We start from the raw sequence: 21,738 nt of genomic DNA, 5'->3' as shown, positions 1-21,738 counted from the left end.
TTTTATTTTTTCTTGTTTTTCTTTTTTAAAAATCCAAAAATATTTTTTTTCTTTTCAGTTTTTTCTTTATTTGTATTTTTATTAATTTCTTCCTGTGAACTTATAACGCTATCTCCAATAGGTAAAACAATTGAAATTTCTGTTCCTTCATTCATTTTAGAATCAATTTCAATTTTTCCATTGTGAATTTCCACAATCCGTTTAACTATCGCAAGTCCAAGTCCAGTTCCACCTGTTGCCTTCGTTCTCGACAAATCCACCCTATAAAATCTGTCAAAAATTCTCTTTGCATCCTCATCTGAAATTCCAACACCTTCATCTCGAATTGAAATTCGCCCAAATCCATTTTTTATAAAGGATTTTATATAAATATTTGTATTTGGCTCTGAATATTTTGTAGCATTTTCAATTAATGCTCTAATTGCCTGCTGCAGTAATGTTTCGTCACCCTTAATTTTATAGTCTTCTCCCATTTCCAGATGGAATTTATGAGTTTTTGTAGAAACTACTGTATCAGAATGAATTTGACGAACCATTTCATTTGCATCAATTTCTGTAAATTTCGTATTAATTTTTGTAATTTCACCCTTAGCCAAAAATAGTAATTTTTGTATTAAATTACGCATATTGTCAGTTTCGCTAATTATCGAATCAATTGATTCTACAAATATATCAATATCTGTAGTTCCACGCTTACGTATAATTTCCGCATAACCTTTTATTATAGCAAGCGGTGTCCGCAATTCATGTGAAGCATCCGACACAAATTTTTTCTGATTTTCAAATGATGTTTCCAATCTATCCAGCATTTCATTTATAATTAGCGTCAAATCCTGTAATTCATCTTCTTCTTTTGGTATTTCTATTCTTTTGCTCAAGTCATCTGTTGAAATACTTTTCGCTGTTTTTATTACATTGTTAATCGGTTTTAAAATTCTTCGGCTCATTATTTTTGAAACAATAATTGTTATAACAACTCCGATTATTGTAAACAAAATAACAAGGTATTCCAATCTTTTATAAATTTTATTTTCATTCGTAACATTTTTCAGAGTATAAATATTGAATTTATAATTTTTTATTTCACGGCTTACTTTGAATACAAAATATTTATTTTTTTCAATATTTATTAATTTTCCGTCTGAAACATTACTTTTCAGATTAAAGCTTTCAAGCAATTCAACCATTTTTTCATTAGTCATTGAAGCTTCTTCTGTATCTGTATCTCCAATTGTATTAATTGGAATTACCGAATCCTTATTTTGTTTTATTTCTAAAACATACAGATAATTATCCTCTCCTGGATTAAAAGGCTTTACGTGTATAACCTTTTTACCTTCCTGAATTTCAGGATTAAAATCGAGAGTAAGCACATTTGTCTTATCTGAAAAAACTCCAACCTTATCTAAAAAACTGTTTATTTCTTCCAGTTTTTCTTCAGCTGAATTTTCAAGCACCTTATTTGACTGTCTTTGCAACGAATAAACCAAAATAATGTTGGAAACTAATATTAATACCAAAAATAGAAGAGCGTAATTTGCTGAAATACGATCTTCTAATTTCAAATTTTTCATTTTTTACTCCTTATTTAAAAATAAATCCAATTCCTCTTACAGTTTGAATAAATCTTCTTTCATAAGGCTTATCAATTTTATCTCTTAAATATTTAATATACAAGTCAAGAATATTATCATTTCCAATATAATCAAATCCCCAAACTTCTTCTAAAATTTTATCTCTCGATAAAACAATTCCTTTATTCAAAACTAAAAAGTCAAGCAATTCAAATTCTCTTTTTGAAAGTTGAATAAGATCTTTTCCATAATTTCTAAATACTTCATAAGTAGAATAGTTAATTGTTAAATCTTCAAATTCAAATATTCCCTTATGAACAACAGATTTTTTAGTTCTTCTAAGAAGAGCTTTTATTCTAGCAAGCAATTCTTCATTTGAAAATGGTTTTGTCATATAGTCATCTGCTCCATAATCAAATCCAACTACCTTATCACTAATTTCATCTTTAGCAGTAAGCATAATAATAGGCACTTGCGAAGTTTCCCTTATTCTCTTACAAACTTCCATTCCACTCATTTTAGGAAGCATTACATCTAGAAGAATGATGTCATACGAACCATATTTAGCCATATTTAGCCCTTCTTTACCATCGTATGCAAAAAACACATCAAATCCTTCAAATTTTAATTCAATTTCAAGTAATCTTGAAATTTTAGGATCATCTTCAATTACTAATATTTTTTCTCTCATAGTTATCTCCACTTCTATTCTAATATTTTTTACTTTTTTACTTTATAAACTATTATTTTTTAAAATTTTCAATATCTATTCAGTAATTTTCCAAATAAATTAATTTTAAAATTTTGACATAAAGTAAAGGTCAATAACCTTACAAGTTATTATAACTCATTTTTTTTAATTTGTATAGTATTTTATCTTTTTTTTTCAACAATTCTCAATAAATAAAAGATTTATTTAAAATTAAAAAGCAATACTTTTTATTCATATTGCTTTTTTTACGTTAAAATTATAATTAATTTTTTGTTTAATATAATTAAAATTCTGACGTATCCATATCGCTATCTGATTGCCCTTCAGGAAGTTTTATTCTAATGAGATCCATTGGACCCATTTCCACGTCTGTTTCAATAATAGCGATTGTATTTGGATTTACATACTCTTGATACTCATCATTTTTTGTATTTAAAAAGTTTTCCACTTTAAATTTAACAGCATCTCCAATTGGACGAACCAATTCCAAAGTTTCAGTCGCAAAAACTTTATTTCTTATTTGAATCTTGTATTTATTCGTATCAACTTTTTCTAGCACATTTGCAACAAGTCTATAAGTTTGGCTATAAGAAAGTCCAGTTTCATAATTTTGATCCTTTTCAGAAGTAGGCCCCAAATAAAATCCATTTGAATATTGTCTATGACTGATAGTTTTAAGTTCAGCCAGCCAATCAGGGTCATATTTATAATTACCAGAATAATAATTGTCTAGTGCCCTTTTATACTGTTTTACAACTGTCGAATTATAATAAATACTCTTCATTCTTCCTTCAATTTTTAACGAATCTACTCCAGTTTCAATTATCTTATCAATAAACTCTATCGAACACAAGTCCTTAGCATTAAACATATATGTTCCTTCTTCATTTTCCACAATATCATGAGCCCCAGTTTCCTCATGCCCTTCAGCAATAACCTTATAATTCCAACGGCAATCCTGTGCACAAATCCCACGATTTGCATCACGATTTGTAAAATAATTGCTTAGCAAACATCTTCCAGAATAAGCCATACACATTGCCCCATGAATAAATACTTCTATTTCCACATCAGGTACTTTTTCTCGAATAGTCTTAATTTCTTTAAGTGACATTTCTCTAGCCAAAATAACCCTTTTTGCCCCTAAATCCTTCCAAGTTTTTACACTCATCCAGTTTGTATTATTTGCCTGCGTACTTACATGAATTTTCATATTTGGAGCATGTTCCCTAACCATCTGGAAAACTCCCAAATCAGCTACGATTACCGCATCCACACCAAATTCATCCAATTTCTTTATAAATCTCGGCATATACTCAATTTCTGCATTATGTGCAAAGATATTCAAAGTTACATATATTTTTTTCCCTAAACTATGAACATAATCCACAGCTTCCTTTAATTCCTTATTTTTAAAATTTGAAGACATCCCTCTTAAATTAAATGCACTTCCTCCAACAAAACATGCATCAGCTCCAAAATGAAATGCAGTTTTTAACTTTTCCATATTTCCAGCTGGTGCTAACAATTCTACTCTTTTTTTTGTTTCCATTCTCTAATTTTTTCTCCTTAATTCTTTTCTTTATTTTTTTTATTTTATTCTGCAGGTGGTGCAAATTTATCATCCACAACATTTACAAACTGCTGATAATTTGGAAAAAATCCTAGTTCTATCGTTCCAGTTGGTCCACTTCTATGCTTTCCAATTATCAGTTCAACCTTTTCCATTCCCTGTTTTTCCTCATTTTCTGGCAAATTCTGCGGTTTTTTAACATATTTTTCTGGAATATCCACATTATTTACCTCTGTCGCAGTATCCTTATTATAATACTTTTCACGGTATAAAAACATTACCATATCCGCATCCTGTTCAATCGCACCCGATTCCCGCAAATCTGATAAAATTGGTCTTTTGTCAACCCTTTGCTCTACTCCACGAGATAATTGTGAAAGTGTTACAATTGGTATATTTAGCTCCTTTGCAAGTATTTTTAACGAACGTGAAATTTCAGATATTTCCTGCTCACGACTTTTTCTTGAATTTGCCGAAGGGCTTATTAGCTGCAAATAGTCAATTAGCATAAAATCCAGTTTCCCTTCAGCCTTTAACCGCCTTGCATTAGCCTTTATTTCCAGCATCGTCACACTTGCAGAATCTGAAATATAAATTGGCATCTCAGAAAGCCTCCCAAGCCCATTTCCCAAAGCTACAAGCTCTTCTGCAGTCAGTGTTCCATCCTTTATCCCCTTTAACCTAATTTTTGATTCACTTGCCACAAGCCTGTCAAACAATTGTTCATTTCCCATTTCCAAACTGTATATAAGCACTCCTTTACCTTGCTTTGCAACATTTATTGCAAGATTTAATGCAAATGCAGTTTTTCCCATCGCAGGACGTGCCGCAAGAATTATCAGGTCAGAGCCGTGAAATCCGCTTGTTATGCTGTCATATCTATCAAATCCCGAAGAAATGCCAGTTATTTTACCTATAATCTTGGAGCCATCATCCAGATGCTTTACCTTAGATTGAACTAATTCAGACAATTTCACAATTTCTTTTTTTTGTTTAGATTCTGCAATTTTGAAAATCATACTTTCTGATTTATCAAGCATTGCATCTGTTTCCTCATATCCACGTGTCGCCATTCTTACAATTTTTTCTCCAATGGCTATTAATTGACGCTGAACAGACTTATCCTTTATAATCTGGGCATAATTCGTAGCATTTGCAGCAGTTGGAACAACTTCAGTCAAATCATAAATAACATCCTCATTTCCAACTTCATCCATCAATTCCTTTTTTTTCAAAGCCTCAATTATCAAAAGCACATCAATTATTTTCCCAGAATTATAGGCATTAGTCATTTCAGAAAAAATTATTTTATAATTATTTTTATAAAAATCTTCAGCTGTTACAATATCGACAACATCTCCCATAACATTGGGATTTATAAAGATAGACCCCAGAAGTGCCTCTTCAGCCTCTATGCTATACGGTTCACTATTTTTCACATCTTCATCGTATAACCCCATTTTTTAATTTTCTCACTTTCTAATCTCAAATTTTATAATAAAAACTTTTTGTTAAATAATTTATTAGTCATTTTTTAAAGTTTAAAAACGCTAATAAATACAATATTTTAAATTTTTATTTTTTTACCATTTTCAGGCAAGGGGCCTTGACCTCCTGCTACTATAAATATATTATTATTCAATTTTACAACTTTTACTTTTATAATTATACAAAAATTCGTAATAAATTTACTACTCAGCCTCAACTCTAACTTTTAAATTAGCCCTTACTTCTGAATGAAGTTTCAATTCCACATTATGTACCCCAATTTCCTTTACTTTAGAATCTGCTGAAATTTTCTTTTTATCAATGTCAATATTCAATTGTTCTTTTATAGCTTGCACAATTTCCTTAGCACCAATTGAACCAAACACCTTGTTATTTTCCCCAGCCTTCACCTTTAGCACAATTTCCTTTGAAGCTAGAGTTTCCTTCAATTCTTTAGCATTTTTCACATCTCTATCATGATTTTTTTGAATTTTTTCATTTCTTGCCTTCAATTTATTAATATTTTCAGGTGTTGCAAGAATCGCTTTATTTTTATTTAATAAAAAGTTATTCGCATATCCGTCTTTAACTTCCACTATTTCATCTTTTTTTCCAACACCTTTTATATTTTCCTTCAAAATTACTTTGATTTTCATATTTACCATACCTTTCTTTTCTTTTTTTATTTTAACAAACCTATTGTCAATAAATTTATTTAATATTTTTATTTTTTTTCTAAAATTTCCCCATCAAAAAACTTCACCGCATCCTTCAAAAACTTATCCTCTCCATTTTGAGCATCATTATTTTCAAAAAAAGTCTTTATTTCAATATCCGAATTACAAATTTGATTAATGACTTTTTCAACTTTTACTTTCTTTTCTGGTATCATAAGCTGTTCACTATGAAATTTCTGATTACTTGGAAATCTTATAAAAAGCACCCCATCTTCCACCCTATCTGGCTTACTTTCCACCGATAATGCCCCTAGCATTACACTTTCTTCTTTTATTCCAGATAAAATTCTTCTCCACTTTTCAGAAAAAACTGAAATATCATAATTTTTTACAGATTTCTCTATCTTTTCTACTTTTTTTATTTCTCTCAATTCAGCTATTTTCGTTTCATTTGCTGAATTTACGATTTTCGGATTTTCTGAAATTTGACTCATAACCTTCTCATAAATATGATCCGACACATCTTTAATATAATTTTTGTCAATAGCTGTTTTATTTGAAGCAAAATTATCAGTTTCTAGAGTTTTAATTCTATTTAAATTTTTCTTCTGATTCTTATAAAGCTCATAAACAAGCACATAACCAAGTAATCTCTTATCCTCTTCATATTTAAATTCATTCAAAGTAAAAAAAATCGCACTTATTGTATCTAGCAAAAAATCCACCGATAAATCTGTCTGCTTTTTAAATTGCTCCTTCAAATAATAGGAAAAATCCTTTAAAAAGGTTTCAATCACAAGCCCATCTTCCCAAATTTTGTCAATAAAATCAACTAATTTACCTTTATCACTTTTTTTTATTAAATTTAAAAATTCCTCCAAAATAACATCAGGCACCACTCCCAAAGCCTTTTGAGTTTTTTCAAGATTAATTTCCTCATTATTAAAATTTGACACAACCTGCTCAAAAATAGAAAAACTATCCCTTGCACTTCCCTCAGACTTCCGATATATCAAATCCAGACTCGCATCATCAATCTTAATGTTTTCCTTTTCTGCCACATTCTGAAGTAATTTTTTTATATCCTTCTTATCAATTGGCAAAAAATCATATCTTTGACATCTGGAAATAACTGTATCTGGAATCTTATCAATTTCCGTTGTAGCAAGAATAAATATAACGTGTGCCGGCGGTTCTTCCAATGTTTTTAAAAGTGCATTAAATGCCTCCTTTGTAAGCATATGAACCTCGTCAATTATATATATTTTTTTTCTTCCCTTAACAGGCTGATAATTTATCTTTTCCTTCAATTCACGAATTTCATCAATCCCACGATTAGAAGCTGCATCAATTTCAATCATATCCATCGAAATCCCAGAAGAAATTTCACGACAATTTTCACATTTTCCACAAGGATTATCAGTCACATTTTCACTATTCAGACAATTTACACCTTTAGCAATAAGCCTCGCAATAGTAGTTTTCCCCACCCCCCGTGGCCCTGTAAACAAATACGCATGCGACAGCTTGTTCTCCCTAAGGGAATTTTTAATAGCCCTCAACACAAATTCCTGCCCCGCAATTTCATCAAAATTCTGCGGTCGATACTTTCTATATAACGTAATATTATCCAACATTCTCTCCCTTTTTCATAAACACATTGACTAAAATTCCTATTACCAGATATCATACTAATAAACACAAATCTGAATACATTTGATATTATAACATTTTTACTATAATTTGTGAACTGCTGCAAAATTTTTTTGTTGTACTTAATTATATTATGATACACTTATATTTAGTTTTCTCTAATTTTGAATTATTTTAAAACAAATTATTATTTTAACAAAAAATAGCAAGAAGTCGTAGGTCTTCTATAAGTGGGAGTAATTCACTAAAAACAATATAAAGACAAAAAAAATACACCTAAATAATATATCCAGATGCATTTTTATTTTATTTTGCAATTATAATCTAATCTTAAATATGCCAAACTCTATTTTAAATTTTATTATATAACAAAAATTTTATCTCTTTGTTAATGTTAACAAATAATCATAATAAATTTATTATTTAAATAGAAAAAATACAAATTAATTTAAAAATAAAAGACTCATAATTTTTTCAACATAAGGAATTCTAAATTCTTTTTCCAAAATTGATGAAACAGTTGCAACAATTTGCAATATAACCAATATAACAAAAATTACAAGATACAAAATATTTCCAACAATTATGACAAAATTTAACACCCCTGAAACAATTAACAAAACTGATATTGTCAAAGTCTGTTTCGCATACGATCTCACAAAACTATTCTTATCCTCCAAAATCAAAGCAAAAATCGGAACTATCAACCCTCCAATTATTGTAAAAAAACTCAAATTTACAAGAAAAGCAGCAGCATTAGCCCTTAAACCTGCAATTGACTTTTGTTCACTAACTCTATTATTATCCATAAACTCCTCCCGATGTATTTTTAATATTGTCAAAATTTATTTTTTTTAGTATATCATATATATATATTTATTTCAAATTTTTTATTTTTAAGGATGGAGTAAAGTTTTTAGGAACAAATAAAAAAACTTTTATCTTAAAAAAATTAATTTTAAGTAGATTTTTTTACATCGGATATTCTCTATCTCCCAATGTCGCCACCATCACAGCCTTTATCGTATGCATACGATTTTCCGCCTCATCAAATACAACTGAATTTTTACTTCTGAAAACTTCGTCAGTAACTTCCATTTCTTTCAAACCATATTCTTTTTCAATATTTTTTGCAACTTTCGTATTCAAATCATGAAACGCTGGTAAACAGTGCATGAACAAGTAATCGTTTGCACAATATTTTACTAAATCGGCATTTACTTGATATGGAAGCAATTTATCAATTCTCTCTTTCCAAATTTCTTTTGGCTCTCCCATAGACACCCAAACATCAGTATAAACGACATCGGCATCTTTCACCCCTTCAATTCTATCTTCTGTCAACAAAATTTTTCCGCCAGTTTTTTTGGAAATTTTTTTAGCTTCTTCAACTAATTTTTCTTCAGGAAAATATTCTTTCGGACAAACAATTCTAAAATCCATTCCAAATTTAGCAGCACCTATCATTAGAGAATTTGCCATATTGTTTTTTCCATCGCCTAAAAATGCGAATTTTATTCCTTTCAATTTACCTTTTTTCTCTGTAATTGTCAAAAAATCCGCCAAAATCTGTGTCGGATGAAACTCGGTTGTAAGTCCATTCCAAACCGGCACTCCCGAATGTTCAACCAAAGTTTCGACTAATTCCTGACCGTATCCTCGATATTCGATTCCATCATAAAATCTTCCCAAAACTTTCGCTGTATCTTCCATAGACTCCTTATCTCCAATTTGTGATGCAGAAGGTCCAATGTAAGTGACATTTGCCCCTTGGTCATAAGCTCCCACTTCAAACGCACATCTCGTTCTAGTAGAAGTTTTCTCAAAAATCAAAGCAATATTTTTTCCAATCATTGTTTTTTTCTCAGTCCCATTTTTCTTATCTATCTTCAATTTTTTCGCCAAATCCAGTAAATACTGCAATTCCTCCGTCGTAAAATCTAATAATTTTAAAAATGATTTTCCTTTTAGCATAATTTCTCCTTAATTTTTATTTTTTATCATATCACAACAAGAGATTCTGTCCCTTGCTATTATTTAATTTTGCCAATTTTTATTTATAACTATATATTAATTTTTTATTCTATAATATTCATTCAATATATCTTTCTCAATTTCCTTCAATTTTTGTCCATTCTCAACAATCTTTTTATTCTCACCAACATATCGAATCAATTTCTCATTTTCATCAAAATAGTATCGTTTTTCAGAAAATTTCGATTTTCTTTTATCAAAAATTTCTCCATTTTTTAGCTCATTTTCTTTATACCATTTAGAATCCACGTAGTATGGTACATTATATTTTTCAGTCTTCTCAAAAATAAAATAAACTTTTCCATTTTTTACATAATATTCTGTCAAACTATTCCAACTTTCCCCAAAATGTTCAGCCACAATTTTTTTAACAATTCCATTTTGAAAATAATACTTCACAACGCCGCCATCTGTACTTTGCTCTAAATCTTCAACTTCCTTAATAACATAATTTTTCACAGCATTAGTACTTGCGAAATCCTTCCTAATCTGAGCAATTTTTCCTTCAATATTCGACGCACCAAAATTCATCAAACTTACCAAAAGAAAAAGTATTGAAATTTTTCTAAAAGTTTTCATCAAAATCTCCCCTTTAAATCTAAATTTTTTCGTTCTTTCAGTATAATTTTACCTTAATAATTTTTAATTTACAATTATAATTTGCAATTATAAGAAGAAATTTTTTCGAAAACTTTTGTCTTTTGAAATAGAATCATTCAGAAATTACTATTGTTTTAAAAATTAAAAATTTAATGCAACAATATTATAAAAAAATGGAACTTGAATCATAACAAAATCAAAAATTGAGTTATCAAAAATTTCTAAAATTAATTAAAATGTTTTCAAAACTTTTTCCAAAATCGAAATAGCTTTGTCAATTTCCCCATCTGTCACATTAAACGGCGGAAAAAATCTCACAACATTATTTCCAGCTCCGACTAGCAACAACCCATTTTCTAATGTTTTTAAAACAACATCTTTTGCCAAAACTTTTTTCTCATCAAATTTTATTCCCAAAAGAAGTCCTTTTCCACGAATTTCTTCGATAAAATCAAATTTTTCCTTTAATTTTTCCAATTTTTCCACAGAATACTGACCTTTTTCCACAACATTTTTTTCAATTAATTTGTTGTCAATTAATTCGTGTAAAACAGCATTTGCAACGGCACAAACCAAAGGATTTCCACCATAAGTTGAACCGTGGTCGCCAGGAACCAGCACATCATTTGCTTTCCCTTTTGTCAGACAAGCTCCAATCGGAACTCCGCCACCAAGTGATTTTGCGATTGTAACTATATCTGGCACTAAATTAAAGTTTTCATATGCGAATAGTTTTCCAGTTCTTCCCATTCCACATTGAATTTCATCAAAAATCACAAGTGTATCATATTTTTTGCTCAATTCTTTTATAGCTTCCATAAATTCAGGAGTAGCACTCTCAAGTCCGCTTTCTCCCTGAATTGGCTCCAAAATAATGGCAGCAGTTTTTTCACTTACTTTAGCTTTTAAATCTTTAACATCATTAAAATTACATTCAGTAACATTTTTCATCAACGGTTCAAACGGTTTTTGATATTTCGGCTGACCAGTAACTGCCAACGCTCCAGTACTTCTTCCGTGAAACGAATTTTTCATATATATTATTTCTGTTTTATCAGCAATTTTGTTTCCATTTTCATCGTACGACAAATTATTCCCATATTTTCGAGCAATTTTCAAAGCCAACTCAATCGCTTCAGTTCCACTATTTGTAAAAAATACGCTTTCCATTTCACTATTTTCAGTAAGTTTATTCGCCAAATCCAATTGTGGCTGACTGTAATACAAATTAGAAATATGCACCAATTTTTGACTTTGCTCCGTTAAAGCCTTTGTAATCACAGGACTTGCGTGTCCCAAGCAATTTACTGAAATTCCCGACACAAAATCTAAATATTCATTCCCTTCATTATCGTAAATATATGTTCCTTTTCCTTTTTCAAAAATTTTATTATAACGGCTATATACATTTAATAACATTAAATCACTTCTTTCTTAATTTTTTTAGAAAATATTCGATAATCTTCTAATGTTTAACTTCAAAATCTTTACAAAATATTTTTATGTTTCAGACATTTTCCTTTTTCAAATAATTTTAATCCTCTAAATTTGCATCTTTCTTAATCAGTGTTCCAGCTCCTTCAACTGTAAACAACTCAAGAATCACAGAATGTTCCAATTTACCATTTAGAATAACAACATTTTCCACACCATTTTCAATTGCATTCAAGCAAGTTGTAACTTTTGGCAACATTCCACCACTGATAATTCCACGCTCGATTAAATCGTTCACTTTTTCCACGTCAATTTCATCAATAAGCGTTTGTTTATTGTTGTAGTCAAGCAAAATTCCATCGACATCTGTCAAAAATATCAGTCTATCAGCTTGTAATTTCCCAGCAATCGCACCTGCCACATAATCCGCATTAATATTGTATGTCTGACCATTTTTGTCAACTCCAATTGACGAAATCACAGGAATCGTATCATTCGACTCCAACAATTTTATAACTTCCGTATTAATTTCCTTAATCTCTCCGACAAATCCAATATCAACCTTTTCTCCATCAACTTCAACAAACTTTTTCTCGACAAATACCATATTTCCGTCTTTTCCGCTAAGGCCCACAGCTTTTCCACCATATTTATTAATATCTGACACAATTCCTTTATTAACTTTCCCAGAAAGCACCATTTCTACAATTTCCATTGTTTCCTCATCAGTCACACGATTTCCTGCGACAAATTTGCTCTCTTTTCCAATCTTATTCAACATCTCATTTATCTCAGGTCCTCCACCATGCACAATCACAGGATTTATCCCAACATATTTCATAAGAACCACATCTTGAATAAACTGTTCTCGTGCAACAGGATTAACCATCGCACTTCCACCATATTTAATAACAATCGTTTTATTATGATATTTTTTTATAAATGGCAACGCCTTTACCAAAATTTTTGCTTTATCTAAATTTGAAATCATATTTTCCCTTTCTTCATTATTAAAATTTTTCTTATTTTTTAGTTTTTCAAAAATTTAATTTTAAAAATAATTTTTTTCAAAATTTATCTTGAAAAGTTTACTAACAAATAATTCTTAAAATCATAAATTTTATTTTAAAAATTATTAAGTATGATACTCCGCATTAATTTTCACATAATCGTAACTCAAGTCACATCCCCAAGCAGTCGCTTCAAACTGTCCATCATTTAATTCAATAATTATTTCAACCGTTTCAGCCTTCAAAATTTTCTCAGCTTTCGGAACATCAAAATCCTGTGCCATCCCATTTTTTGCAACTTGAACTATGTCATTTCCAGTTTTTAAGAAAATATTAACCTTATCAATCATCAAATCAGCTTCTGAATATCCAACCGCACACAAAATTCTTCCCCAATTTGGGTCGCCACCAAAAACCGCCGCTTTGAAAAGACTTGAAGTGATAACTGATTTTGAAACTTTTTTCGCATCTTCCAGCGTTTTCGCTCCATTTGTTGTAACTTGAATCAATTTTGTCGCACCTTCTCCATCTTTCGCAATTAATTTAGCCAATTCTTCATTCACTTTATATAACGCCTTTTTAAACTCATCATATCCAACCGAATTTTCATCAACAATTTTTTCATTCCCTGCAAGTCCATTCGCTAAAACACAAGCCATATCGTTTGTGCTCGTATCTCCATCGATTGAAATCATATTGAAAGTGTTATCAGCAATTTCAGAAAACATTTTTTGCAACAGTGATTTTTCAATATTCACATCAGTTACAGTAAATGAAAGCATTGTCGCCATATTCGGATGAATCATTCCAGAACCTTTACACATTCCAGCCACTTTAGCTTTTTTTCCAGCAATCTCAATTTCCAAGCAAATTTGTTTAACAAAGGTGTCAGTAGTCATAATCGCAGTAGCCGCATCAATTCCGCCATTTTCTGATAAGTTTTCCACAACTTTCTCAATCCCGTTCTCAATTTTTTCCATATCAAGCTGAACTCCAATAATCCCAGTTGACTGGACCAAAACTTCCTCAGCTTTAAGTCCCAATTTATTCGCAACTAGCTCAGTCATCTTTTTAGCATTCGCAAGTCCAGTATCCCCCGTGCAAGAATTTGCATTCCCACTATTTACCACAATCGCCTGTGTATTCTCATTTTTTATATGTTTGATATCCAAAATAATTGGTGCAGCTTTTGCCAAATTTTTTGTAAAAACTGCAGCTGAAACCGCCTTTTCCTCACTATAAATCAAAGCCATATCTTTTTTTTCACTTTTTTTCAATTTTGCCGATATTCCAGTCGCTTTAATCCCTTTAACATCAGTAATCGTACCATTTTCTATTATTTTCATATAACTTTTGTATGATAAATAATTTTTAATTATTTTCTAAAAATTATAAATCACACGCTCCTTTCTTTTCTTCTGTAAAATCCTATTAATAAAATCTTATTAACAAAATATTTTTATAAATACATCGACAAAAATTCCAATCCTTCATTTTCCTCAAATCCAAATAAAATGTTCATACTCTGAACCGCCTGTCCACCAGCGCCTTTTATCAAATTATCAATCGCCGACACGACAACGATGTTTCCAAATTCCTCGTCATATCGAACCCCAATCTCGCAAATATTACTATTTTTCACATTTTTTATCTCTGGCAAATCTTTTGTAACTCTCACAAAATACTCATTTTTATAAAATTCATTATAAATTTCATAGATTTTTTCTTCCGTCAAACTTTCCTTAAATTCATCCTTCACATCCAAATAAATTGTCGAAAGAATTCCTCTATTTATCGGCAACAAATGCGGAGTAAATACTAAATTAATATTCCCATTCGCTAATTTATCCATCTCTTGCTTTATTTCAGGTGTGTGTCTATGTTTCAAAACATTATAAGCCTTAAAATTTTCATTTACTTCAGCATAAATCAAATCCAATTTAGCACTTCTTCCAGCCCCCGAAACTCCTGACTTCGAATCAACAATAATTTTTTTCGTATCAACAAGTCCATTTTTTAATAACGGTGCCACGCCTAAAATAGCAGAAGTGGGATAACATCCAGGTGAAGCCACAACTTTCGTATTTTTTATTTTTTCCTTATAAAATTCTGGAAGCCCATAAACTGCATTTTTATTGATTTCTGGATAGTTATGTTTTACCTTGTACCATTTTTCATAAATTTCTGAATCATCTAATCTAAAATCTGCTCCCAAATCTATGACTTTTACATTGTTTTCAAGCGCTTTCTTTGTCAATTTTTCTGATAATCCGTGTGGCAATGCTAAAAATAGCACATCAATATTTTTAAAATTTTCTTTTGCTTCTTCCAGAGAAATTAACTTTTTCTCAAAATATTTTTTATAATTTGTATATACATTTCCCATATCTTCCCCAGTATTTGAATGTGATGAAATAAATTCAAGTTCTACCTCCTTATGATTATTTAATATCCAAACCAACTGCTGTCCAGCATATCCTGTTGCTCCAATAATACCAGCTTTTATCATATAAAATCATCTCCTTAAAATATTTTTTTAAAATAAAAGAGCCTTCTTAACAGGCTCCAAATAAAATTATACTTGTATATAAAAATAAAGAGCCAACAACCCAAAAGTCATTGGCAAGAATTATTTTTATTAAAACAGAAATCCATTATAAAAATGATTATATACCTTAGACAAGGGGCTATAATTAAATTGTGCAGCTATTCTGTTATCCCTTATCCTTCTTATCATTTTCATAATACTTCCTCCTAATTATTTTTTATTTATCTTTTGATAAATTTATTTTATCAAAAAAATTATAAAAAATCAATATGTTAAATATATAAGTTTTTTATAGTTACATTAATAAAATTAATGATTCAGTTTTTATGAATGAACATGAACAATATCAAAATCAATTAATATTGGCAGATGATCTGAAAGTTGAGTTTGTATCACTTTATAATTATTAATTTTTATTTCTTCAGAACAAAGTATAAAATCAAGTTCCCTCTTTGGATTCCAACTTGGGAAAGTTGGATCTTTTCTTGTGTTTATATTTTTTAAATTTGAAGCCTTCAAAAACATCTCAATTTCCTCTTCACCCCAAAAAACGTTAAAATCACCAGCTACAATAACCGGCTTCTTACAATTTTTCACAAGATTATAAAGCTGCACAATTTGTTTTTGTCTTGTTTTCCCTCCAAGTGCTAAATGTACAAGAAACACAATCACATCCTTTGTTTCCACTTCAATAATCAATTTTTTCATTCCAATATCCAGATAATGAAATTCTTCCCTTATAATTGAACTTTTAGAAAGTAAAGCATTCCCTTGTTTTCTTACCATTGGAAATTTCATATAATTAGAATCTTCTTCATATTTATATTGATAAACATTATTATTTCTCGTAATTCTCCCAAGAAGTGTAGCCTGATTTCTGCTATACATCCGAAATGATCCCAGATCTACTTCCACAAGTCCCACAATATCTGGCTTATACCTGTTAATAAATTTCCCAATCCGATAAATATGCTTTACAGAACGGCCCAGATATCCCCGTATATGCTTAAATGGCTGATTCAAATACTTTCCAGTTCCATATCGAATATTATATAAAAGAAATTTCATCTTCTCTCACTTCTCTTTCCTGCCTCTTCATAAAATTCTATGTTTCAGCTGTTTTAACATCAAATAAATATATTCAGCAACTTAATATTTTCATTTTTTACAAGAAACCTTAATTTCTCAAACAATAAATCTAATCATATTTACAGTTGCCAAACAGATCAAACAAAATTTATTTTTTTACTATCCCAACTCCATCTCCAAACGGCAGCAGCACAAAATTATATTCTTTATTTAACTTTTCTATAAATTCTTTTAATCTTTTTACAATAGTTTTATACCTTTTTGGAATTTCTTCTTTTTTTACTGCTACAAATCCACGAAACATCAAATTATCAATAAAAATAATTCCATTTCCATTAAGAAGTTCATAACTCATCTCAAAAAACTTCAAATATTGCCCCTTCGATGCATCAATAAAAATAAAATCATATTTTATATCCTTATCAAGCCTTGGAATTTCCTCCAAAGCATCACCCAAAATCATTCTATTCTTCTCAAACAATCCCAATTTCTTAAAATTTTCCACAGCTTTTCCATAACGTTTTTCATCAATTTCCATCGTTGTCAAAAAGCCGCCATTTTCATTAGCAACCCGTGCCAAAAATAGCCCAGAGTATCCTGTTGCCGTTCCAATTTCTAAAATATTTCCAGCTTTCATATTTCTAGCTGTAAAAATCATATAATTCAGCACTTCATCTGTAATAATCGGCACATTTCCCGCTAAACTTTCATTCTTTATATTTTGTACAATTTCATTTTGAATTTTAAATAGATTTTGTGTATACTTTGATGATTCTATAAAATTTTCTATCATAATTTATCCTTTTTTTATTTTAATTATTTGTAAAAATTTAGATTATTGCTATATAAACATTACTGTTACTTTACAACTTCAAAAAGAAAAAACATTCAAAAATCTCAAATTTAATTTCTTAACTTTAATATTTACAACATTTCTCCCATTTTAAAAATTGGCAACATAACTGAAAATACAATCAGTCCAATAATTACTCCGATAAAAATTATCGAAAGTGGCTCAAACATTTTCAAAAACCATTTTATCTTTTCGCTAACCTTTTCATAATAAATTTCATTCAGATTGAAAAATGATATTTTCATTTCTCCAGTTTTCTCTCCAATTGTCAGAAAACTTCTGTATTCATTATCAAAAAAAGTTGTATTTTTAAACGATTTTTGAATACTTTCACCCTTTTCTATTTTCAAAATAATCTTTTTCAATTCCTCATTTAAAACATAACTTTTAGAATTTGTACACATCTTTAAAGATTGGATTAATGGGACATTGGCATCTGTAAGCGAATACATATTTCTTGTAAAATTTAATATACAAATATTTTTATACATTTTTCCAATAATTTTTATTCCCAGAATTTTTTTCTCAAAAGTTTTCTCATTTTGCCTTTTCCATTTTTTAAAACAAAAAGATAAAAAAACTATGATAATCAAAAAAATAATCCCATATTTATCAACTATTTTACTAAAATTTATAACAATTTTTGTAACTTTCGGTAATTCTTGCCCGATATCTGAATAAATTAAGACAAATTTAGGTACAACAAATTTTAATAGTATAAATACGATAACTAATGCTGTAATTATAACTGTTACTGGATAGATGCTCAAATTTTTTATATCCTTTTTTATTTTCTGATTAAATTCATACTTTTCATACAAATTCTTAAAAACTATTTCCAAATTTCCCGTTTCTTCCCCAATTTTAACCATTTCCATAAATTCTCTATTTGCAGTAATTTTGGAAAATGCCCTATGAAGGGAAACTCCTCTTTCAATTTGCTGTTTTGTACGAATTATTTTACTTCTTAAATCTCCATCATAATTCTGTGAAACAATTCCAAGTGTATCAATTAGCGAAATTTTACCATTTAATAAATAATATACACTTTTCGTAAATGATAATAAGTCTTTTTCACTAAGTTCACTTTCCTTACTTTTTATAATACCTACCATTTAATTAATCCTCCCCTTTTGATTAATTACAAATTAATTATTATTTTCTGCTATTTTCCAACGCAATTTTCCCCAATGCAATAGCACCAATAAATCCTGCTTCATCTCCAAGTCCTGGATAAACAACATATTCATCAATTTTTTCCAAAATTTCCTCTTTTTGTACATATCCATTTAAAAATTCCAAGACATATTTTCTAATTAATGGAAACAGTTGCTGTTGTTTCATAACTCCTCCACCCATAATTATTTTTTGAGGCGATAAAATCAAAATATAATTTACTACAGCCTGAGCCAAATAATATGCCTCCATATCCCAAACTTCATCTCTATCAGCAAGGTCAAATCCTTTTTTACCCCATCTGTCTTCTATCGCAGGACCTGCTGCCATTCCTTCCATACAGTCTTTATGGAAAGGACATCTTCCTTCAAATTTATCATCCTTATGTCTTTTCAAAAATATATGTCCCATTTCAGGATGAGTCAATCCTTGAAGCATTTTCCCATCAACAACTGCCCCAGCTCCAATTCCAGTTCCTACTGTAATGTACATAACATTTTTAAGATTTTCTCCAGCACCCCACCAGCTTTCTGCAAGTGCTGCACCATTCACATCTGTATCAAATTCCATTGGAACATCATAATATTTTTTCAATTCTCCAATTAAATTGTAATCGCTCCAGTAAGGTTTTGGAGTCTTTGTAATATATCCATAAGTTTTAGAACCTTTTACAGGATCAATCGGTCCAAAACTTCCAACTCCCATTACATCAAATTTCTTATCTTTAAAATATTCAATGACTTGAGCCATAGTTTCTTCAGGTGTTGTAGTTGGGATGCTTACTCTGTCAATAATTTCCCCATCTTCAGTCCCTAAACCACATATAAATTTTGTTCCTCCAGCTTCAACTGCTGCAATAACTGCCATAATTTCACTTCCTTTTCTCTTTTTTATATTTTTTATTTTATAACATCTTTATAATAATAAATAATTTTTATATTTTTTTCAAAATATTGTCATTATCCTTGTAAAATTCCAATATTTCATCTTGTGTTGCAGTAGCCGTTCCTATTTTTGCCACTACAATTCCAGATGCCATATTTGCAATTACCCCAGCCTCATATAAATCCGCTCCAGCACATATTGAAAGTAAGAATGTCGATATGAAGGTGTCTCCAGCTCCTGTCACATCATAAACTTCCCGTGCCACAGTTGGTATTCTCTTATGTTTAGTCTTAAATAACGAAACTCCCTCTTCACTTCGAGTAAGCACAACACTATCTAATTTAAGCTCATCTTTTAACTGTGCCATTTTTTCAGCAATCTGCTCTTCACTTGTAAACTTTTTCATTCCAAAATAATCTAAAATTTCTTTTCTATTTGGAGTCATTGAAGTTGCTCCAACATAATTTTTAAAATTTTGCGGTTTTGGATCAACCATTACCCTTTTACTATATTTTTTAGCTATTTCAATTACATTCTTTGCCAAATGCTTTGTAAGCAATCCTTTATTATAATCTGAAAGCAATACTGCATCAATATTTTCAATATTTTTTTCAAAATTTTCCAAAAGCTGATTTTGAATATCTTCTAAAATATCAGTATCCTTTTCCCAATCTAATCTCAGAAGTTGCTGTCCTTGAGATAAAACTCTGCTTTTAATAATCGTTGGACGTGTCTCATCCTTCACAATTCCATCAGAATTTATATTTTTATCCTCAAGCTCCCTAACAAACTTCTCTCCATTCGCATCATCTCCAATAACTCCATAAACAAAAACTTTCCCTTTAAGCGAAGTCAAATTATTTGCCACATTTGAAGCTCCCCCAAGCACAAATCTCTCCCTTTCTATATTCACAATTGGAACAGGTGCTTCTGGTGAAATTCTATTCACTTTTCCAATCAAATACTCATCTAGCATCATATCACCGATAACAGCTATTCTAACACTATTAAATTTTTTTATTATTTCTTCAATCCTTTGAATTGAAACCATCTTTTTCCTTTCCTTAACTCAAATTCATTATTTTACAATTATACTTTTAATTTTAGCCTTTACTTAATATTATACTACATATTTCTGAAATTTCCAGTATAATTTATAAATTTTTTATATGAATTGAAAAAATTAAAAAAATTATTTTATCCATTAAGTTTTATCTTGTATAATCGCTTCAATTTCAATATAAATATCTCGTACTTCCCTATTATTTCTTCGATATTTGAACAATGGACCAATTATAGGAATTTTTGACAAAATGGGAACTCTTCTTATTGTTTCCCTGCTCACATCCTGTTTTAATCCTCCAATAAAAGTTGAACCACCATTATTTAATGTAATTGTTGTTTTAGTCTGATTTTTCTGTTTAGCACCAGAAGAAGCATTATAACTTGAAGTCAATTTAAAATTACTTATTTCTGTATCAATTTTAAGTAAAATTTTCTTCACTCCGTTAATTCTTCTAATTTCAGGATTTATTTTAAAAACAATCCCAGCTTCGGAAAAAATCGGCTCTGCATATTCAGTATCATTCTTCGTAGTTTTCTTTTCTCCAACAAGCACTTCTTCTGTAACCTTCAATTCTCCCTCTTCGTTTTCCATAATCATAAGTGTCGGCATAGCCTCAATCCTTATATCCCCATTTTCCTTCAGTAAATTAAAATCTATTCCTAAAAATTTCCCACCTTTAGAAAAAATTGATGCAATCGAAACTTCTCCATTCAAAAATTTTGCTACCAAATTATCCTTATTCGCACCTGCATTATCACTATTTATGCTCCAATCAATTCCAAGCCTTTCAAATAAATTAGAACTTGTATCAATTATAGTTCCCTTTATTATAACCTGCTCCTTCTCCTTATCCAGCGACTTTATAATCTTTTTCATCTCTTCAATTTTATTCTCATCTCCACTAAAAATAATCTTATTATCAATCCCAATCACTTCAAATCCAAAAAAACCATTAAGTGCTTCAGTAATATCCTTACCATTTCTATATTCCAAATCAATCTCTCCGGTTTTCTTTTTTATTTCCTTTACAGTCTGCCGTACCTGATTTTGGCTTTGATTCTGACTATTCCCTTTATTTTTATCTTCTTCCTTTTTATTAGCAGAATTATTATTTTTATGCCCATCCTGACTATTTTTACTGCCTTGCTTACTATTATTTTTGGCTTTATTCCCATCATTTGTCTTTTTTTTATTATCAGTCTGCACTTTTTTTGGAACTTCATAAATAAATATCTTTTTAGCACTTTCCACATCACTTTTATTAACATAGTCAGCCACTTTTGCTCCAAAAATATTATTTCCTGAAAAATAAGAAAATAGAACTAAAACAGTCATAAACCTAAATCTTCTCTTTCCTTTCAAAATT

The 21,738-nt window shown here is 29.8% G+C and carries 19 protein-coding genes; all 19 read right to left on the bottom strand.

Annotated elements, in window-relative coordinates:
* Positions 1 to 2: 2 nt before the first annotated feature.
* Positions 3 to 1,574 carry a sensor histidine kinase gene (locus FVE73_RS03125; protein WP_018499799.1) on the bottom strand — a complete coding sequence of 524 codons (1,572 nt, stop codon included), beginning with the start codon at positions 1,572 to 1,574 and terminating at the stop codon, positions 3 to 5.
* A gap of 10 nt (positions 1,575 to 1,584) precedes the next feature.
* Entirely contained in the window at positions 1,585 to 2,265 is a 681-nt protein-coding gene (locus tag FVE73_RS03120) for a response regulator transcription factor (protein WP_018499800.1), read from the bottom strand.
* Between the two features lie 304 nt (positions 2,266 to 2,569).
* Positions 2,570 to 3,838 (bottom strand): peptidase U32 family protein, encoded by a 1,269-nt coding sequence (locus FVE73_RS03115; RefSeq protein ID WP_018499801.1) that lies wholly within the window; start codon positions 3,836 to 3,838, stop codon positions 2,570 to 2,572.
* A 44-nt stretch (positions 3,839 to 3,882) separates the two neighbouring features.
* Entirely contained in the window at positions 3,883 to 5,319 is a 1,437-nt protein-coding gene (gene dnaB / locus FVE73_RS03110) for a replicative DNA helicase (RefSeq protein WP_018499802.1), read from the bottom strand.
* A gap of 231 nt (positions 5,320 to 5,550) precedes the next feature.
* Positions 5,551 to 6,003, bottom strand: coding sequence for a 50S ribosomal protein L9 (gene rplI / locus FVE73_RS03105; RefSeq protein WP_039782684.1), 453 nt, complete (start codon positions 6,001 to 6,003; stop codon positions 5,551 to 5,553).
* Positions 6,004 to 6,071: 68 nt separating this feature from the next.
* Positions 6,072 to 7,661 (bottom strand): DNA polymerase III subunit gamma/tau, encoded by a 1,590-nt coding sequence (dnaX, locus tag FVE73_RS03100; RefSeq protein ID WP_018499804.1) that lies wholly within the window; start codon positions 7,659 to 7,661, stop codon positions 6,072 to 6,074.
* A 459-nt stretch (positions 7,662 to 8,120) separates the two neighbouring features.
* Complete coding sequence (locus FVE73_RS03095) at positions 8,121 to 8,486, bottom strand: DUF4870 domain-containing protein (RefSeq protein ID WP_018499805.1); 366 nt, start codon at positions 8,484 to 8,486, stop codon at positions 8,121 to 8,123.
* A gap of 163 nt (positions 8,487 to 8,649) precedes the next feature.
* Positions 8,650 to 9,651 carry an ornithine carbamoyltransferase gene (gene argF, locus FVE73_RS03090; RefSeq protein ID WP_018499806.1) on the bottom strand — a complete coding sequence of 334 codons (1,002 nt, stop codon included), beginning with the start codon at positions 9,649 to 9,651 and terminating at the stop codon, positions 8,650 to 8,652.
* 96 nt (positions 9,652 to 9,747) lie between these two features.
* Positions 9,748 to 10,290: a hypothetical protein gene (locus tag FVE73_RS03085; protein WP_018499807.1), complete on the bottom strand. Its 543-nt coding sequence runs from the start codon at positions 10,288 to 10,290 to the stop codon at positions 9,748 to 9,750.
* A gap of 252 nt (positions 10,291 to 10,542) precedes the next feature.
* Positions 10,543 to 11,730: an aspartate aminotransferase family protein gene (locus tag FVE73_RS03080; protein ID WP_018499808.1), complete on the bottom strand. Its 1,188-nt coding sequence runs from the start codon at positions 11,728 to 11,730 to the stop codon at positions 10,543 to 10,545.
* Between the two features lie 115 nt (positions 11,731 to 11,845).
* Positions 11,846 to 12,736 (bottom strand): acetylglutamate kinase, encoded by an 891-nt coding sequence (gene argB, locus FVE73_RS03075; protein WP_018499809.1) that lies wholly within the window; start codon positions 12,734 to 12,736, stop codon positions 11,846 to 11,848.
* A 144-nt stretch (positions 12,737 to 12,880) separates the two neighbouring features.
* A complete protein-coding gene (gene argJ / locus FVE73_RS03070) occupies positions 12,881 to 14,101 on the bottom strand; it encodes a bifunctional glutamate N-acetyltransferase/amino-acid acetyltransferase ArgJ (RefSeq protein ID WP_018499810.1) in 1,221 nt (406 codons plus the stop codon).
* A 113-nt stretch (positions 14,102 to 14,214) separates the two neighbouring features.
* Positions 14,215 to 15,264 carry an N-acetyl-gamma-glutamyl-phosphate reductase gene (gene argC, locus FVE73_RS03065; RefSeq protein ID WP_018499811.1) on the bottom strand — a complete coding sequence of 350 codons (1,050 nt, stop codon included), beginning with the start codon at positions 15,262 to 15,264 and terminating at the stop codon, positions 14,215 to 14,217.
* A gap of 363 nt (positions 15,265 to 15,627) precedes the next feature.
* Positions 15,628 to 16,371, bottom strand: coding sequence for an endonuclease/exonuclease/phosphatase family protein (locus tag FVE73_RS03060; RefSeq protein ID WP_018499813.1), 744 nt, complete (start codon positions 16,369 to 16,371; stop codon positions 15,628 to 15,630).
* A 169-nt stretch (positions 16,372 to 16,540) separates the two neighbouring features.
* Entirely contained in the window at positions 16,541 to 17,185 is a 645-nt protein-coding gene (locus tag FVE73_RS03055; protein ID WP_018499814.1) for an O-methyltransferase, read from the bottom strand.
* Between the two features lie 131 nt (positions 17,186 to 17,316).
* Entirely contained in the window at positions 17,317 to 18,360 is a 1,044-nt protein-coding gene (locus FVE73_RS03050; RefSeq protein WP_018499815.1) for a type II secretion system F family protein, read from the bottom strand.
* Between the two features lie 40 nt (positions 18,361 to 18,400).
* Positions 18,401 to 19,288 (bottom strand): ROK family protein, encoded by an 888-nt coding sequence (locus FVE73_RS03045; RefSeq protein ID WP_018499816.1) that lies wholly within the window; start codon positions 19,286 to 19,288, stop codon positions 18,401 to 18,403.
* 67 nt (positions 19,289 to 19,355) lie between these two features.
* Complete coding sequence (gene rfaE1, locus FVE73_RS03040; protein ID WP_018499817.1) at positions 19,356 to 20,357, bottom strand: D-glycero-beta-D-manno-heptose-7-phosphate kinase; 1,002 nt, start codon at positions 20,355 to 20,357, stop codon at positions 19,356 to 19,358.
* Between the two features lie 153 nt (positions 20,358 to 20,510).
* The gene (locus FVE73_RS03035) at positions 20,511 to 21,734 is read right to left on the bottom strand and encodes a type II secretion system protein GspD (protein ID WP_018499818.1); all 1,224 of its coding nucleotides are present in this window, start codon (positions 21,732 to 21,734) and stop codon (positions 20,511 to 20,513) included.
* Positions 21,735 to 21,738 lie beyond the last annotated feature (4 nt).

Source organism: Leptotrichia wadei, assembly GCF_007990545.2.
Classification (GTDB): Bacteria; Fusobacteriota; Fusobacteriia; order Fusobacteriales; family Leptotrichiaceae; genus Leptotrichia; species Leptotrichia wadei.
Note: the sequence above shows the minus strand (reverse complement) of the source record. Positions and strands in the feature narration are given on the sequence as shown.

Coding starts and splice junctions, on each gene's coding strand:
- FVE73_RS03125 (WP_018499799.1), bottom strand. CDS start 1,574: ATGAAAAATTTGAAATTAGAAGATCGTATTTCAGCAAATTACGCTCTT.
- FVE73_RS03120 (WP_018499800.1), bottom strand. CDS start 2,265: ATGAGAGAAAAAATATTAGTAATTGAAGATGATCCTAAAATTTCAAGA.
- FVE73_RS03115 (WP_018499801.1), bottom strand. CDS start 3,838: ATGGAAACAAAAAAAAGAGTAGAATTGTTAGCACCAGCTGGAAATATG.
- dnaB (WP_018499802.1), bottom strand. CDS start 5,319: ATGGGGTTATACGATGAAGATGTGAAAAATAGTGAACCGTATAGCATA.
- rplI (WP_039782684.1), bottom strand. CDS start 6,003: ATGAAAATCAAAGTAATTTTGAAGGAAAATATAAAAGGTGTTGGAAAA.
- dnaX (WP_018499804.1), bottom strand. CDS start 7,661: ATGTTGGATAATATTACGTTATATAGAAAGTATCGACCGCAGAATTTT.
- FVE73_RS03095 (WP_018499805.1), bottom strand. CDS start 8,486: ATGGATAATAATAGAGTTAGTGAACAAAAGTCAATTGCAGGTTTAAGG.
- argF (WP_018499806.1), bottom strand. CDS start 9,651: ATGCTAAAAGGAAAATCATTTTTAAAATTATTAGATTTTACGACGGAG.
- FVE73_RS03085 (WP_018499807.1), bottom strand. CDS start 10,290: ATGAAAACTTTTAGAAAAATTTCAATACTTTTTCTTTTGGTAAGTTTG.
- FVE73_RS03080 (WP_018499808.1), bottom strand. CDS start 11,730: ATGTTATTAAATGTATATAGCCGTTATAATAAAATTTTTGAAAAAGGA.
- argB (WP_018499809.1), bottom strand. CDS start 12,736: ATGATTTCAAATTTAGATAAAGCAAAAATTTTGGTAAAGGCGTTGCCA.
- argJ (WP_018499810.1), bottom strand. CDS start 14,101: ATGAAAATAATAGAAAATGGTACGATTACTGATGTTAAAGGGATTAAA.
- argC (WP_018499811.1), bottom strand. CDS start 15,264: ATGATAAAAGCTGGTATTATTGGAGCAACAGGATATGCTGGACAGCAG.
- FVE73_RS03060 (WP_018499813.1), bottom strand. CDS start 16,371: ATGAAATTTCTTTTATATAATATTCGATATGGAACTGGAAAGTATTTG.
- FVE73_RS03055 (WP_018499814.1), bottom strand. CDS start 17,185: ATGATAGAAAATTTTATAGAATCATCAAAGTATACACAAAATCTATTT.
- FVE73_RS03050 (WP_018499815.1), bottom strand. CDS start 18,360: ATGGTAGGTATTATAAAAAGTAAGGAAAGTGAACTTAGTGAAAAAGAC.
- FVE73_RS03045 (WP_018499816.1), bottom strand. CDS start 19,288: ATGGCAGTTATTGCAGCAGTTGAAGCTGGAGGAACAAAATTTATATGT.
- rfaE1 (WP_018499817.1), bottom strand. CDS start 20,357: ATGGTTTCAATTCAAAGGATTGAAGAAATAATAAAAAAATTTAATAGT.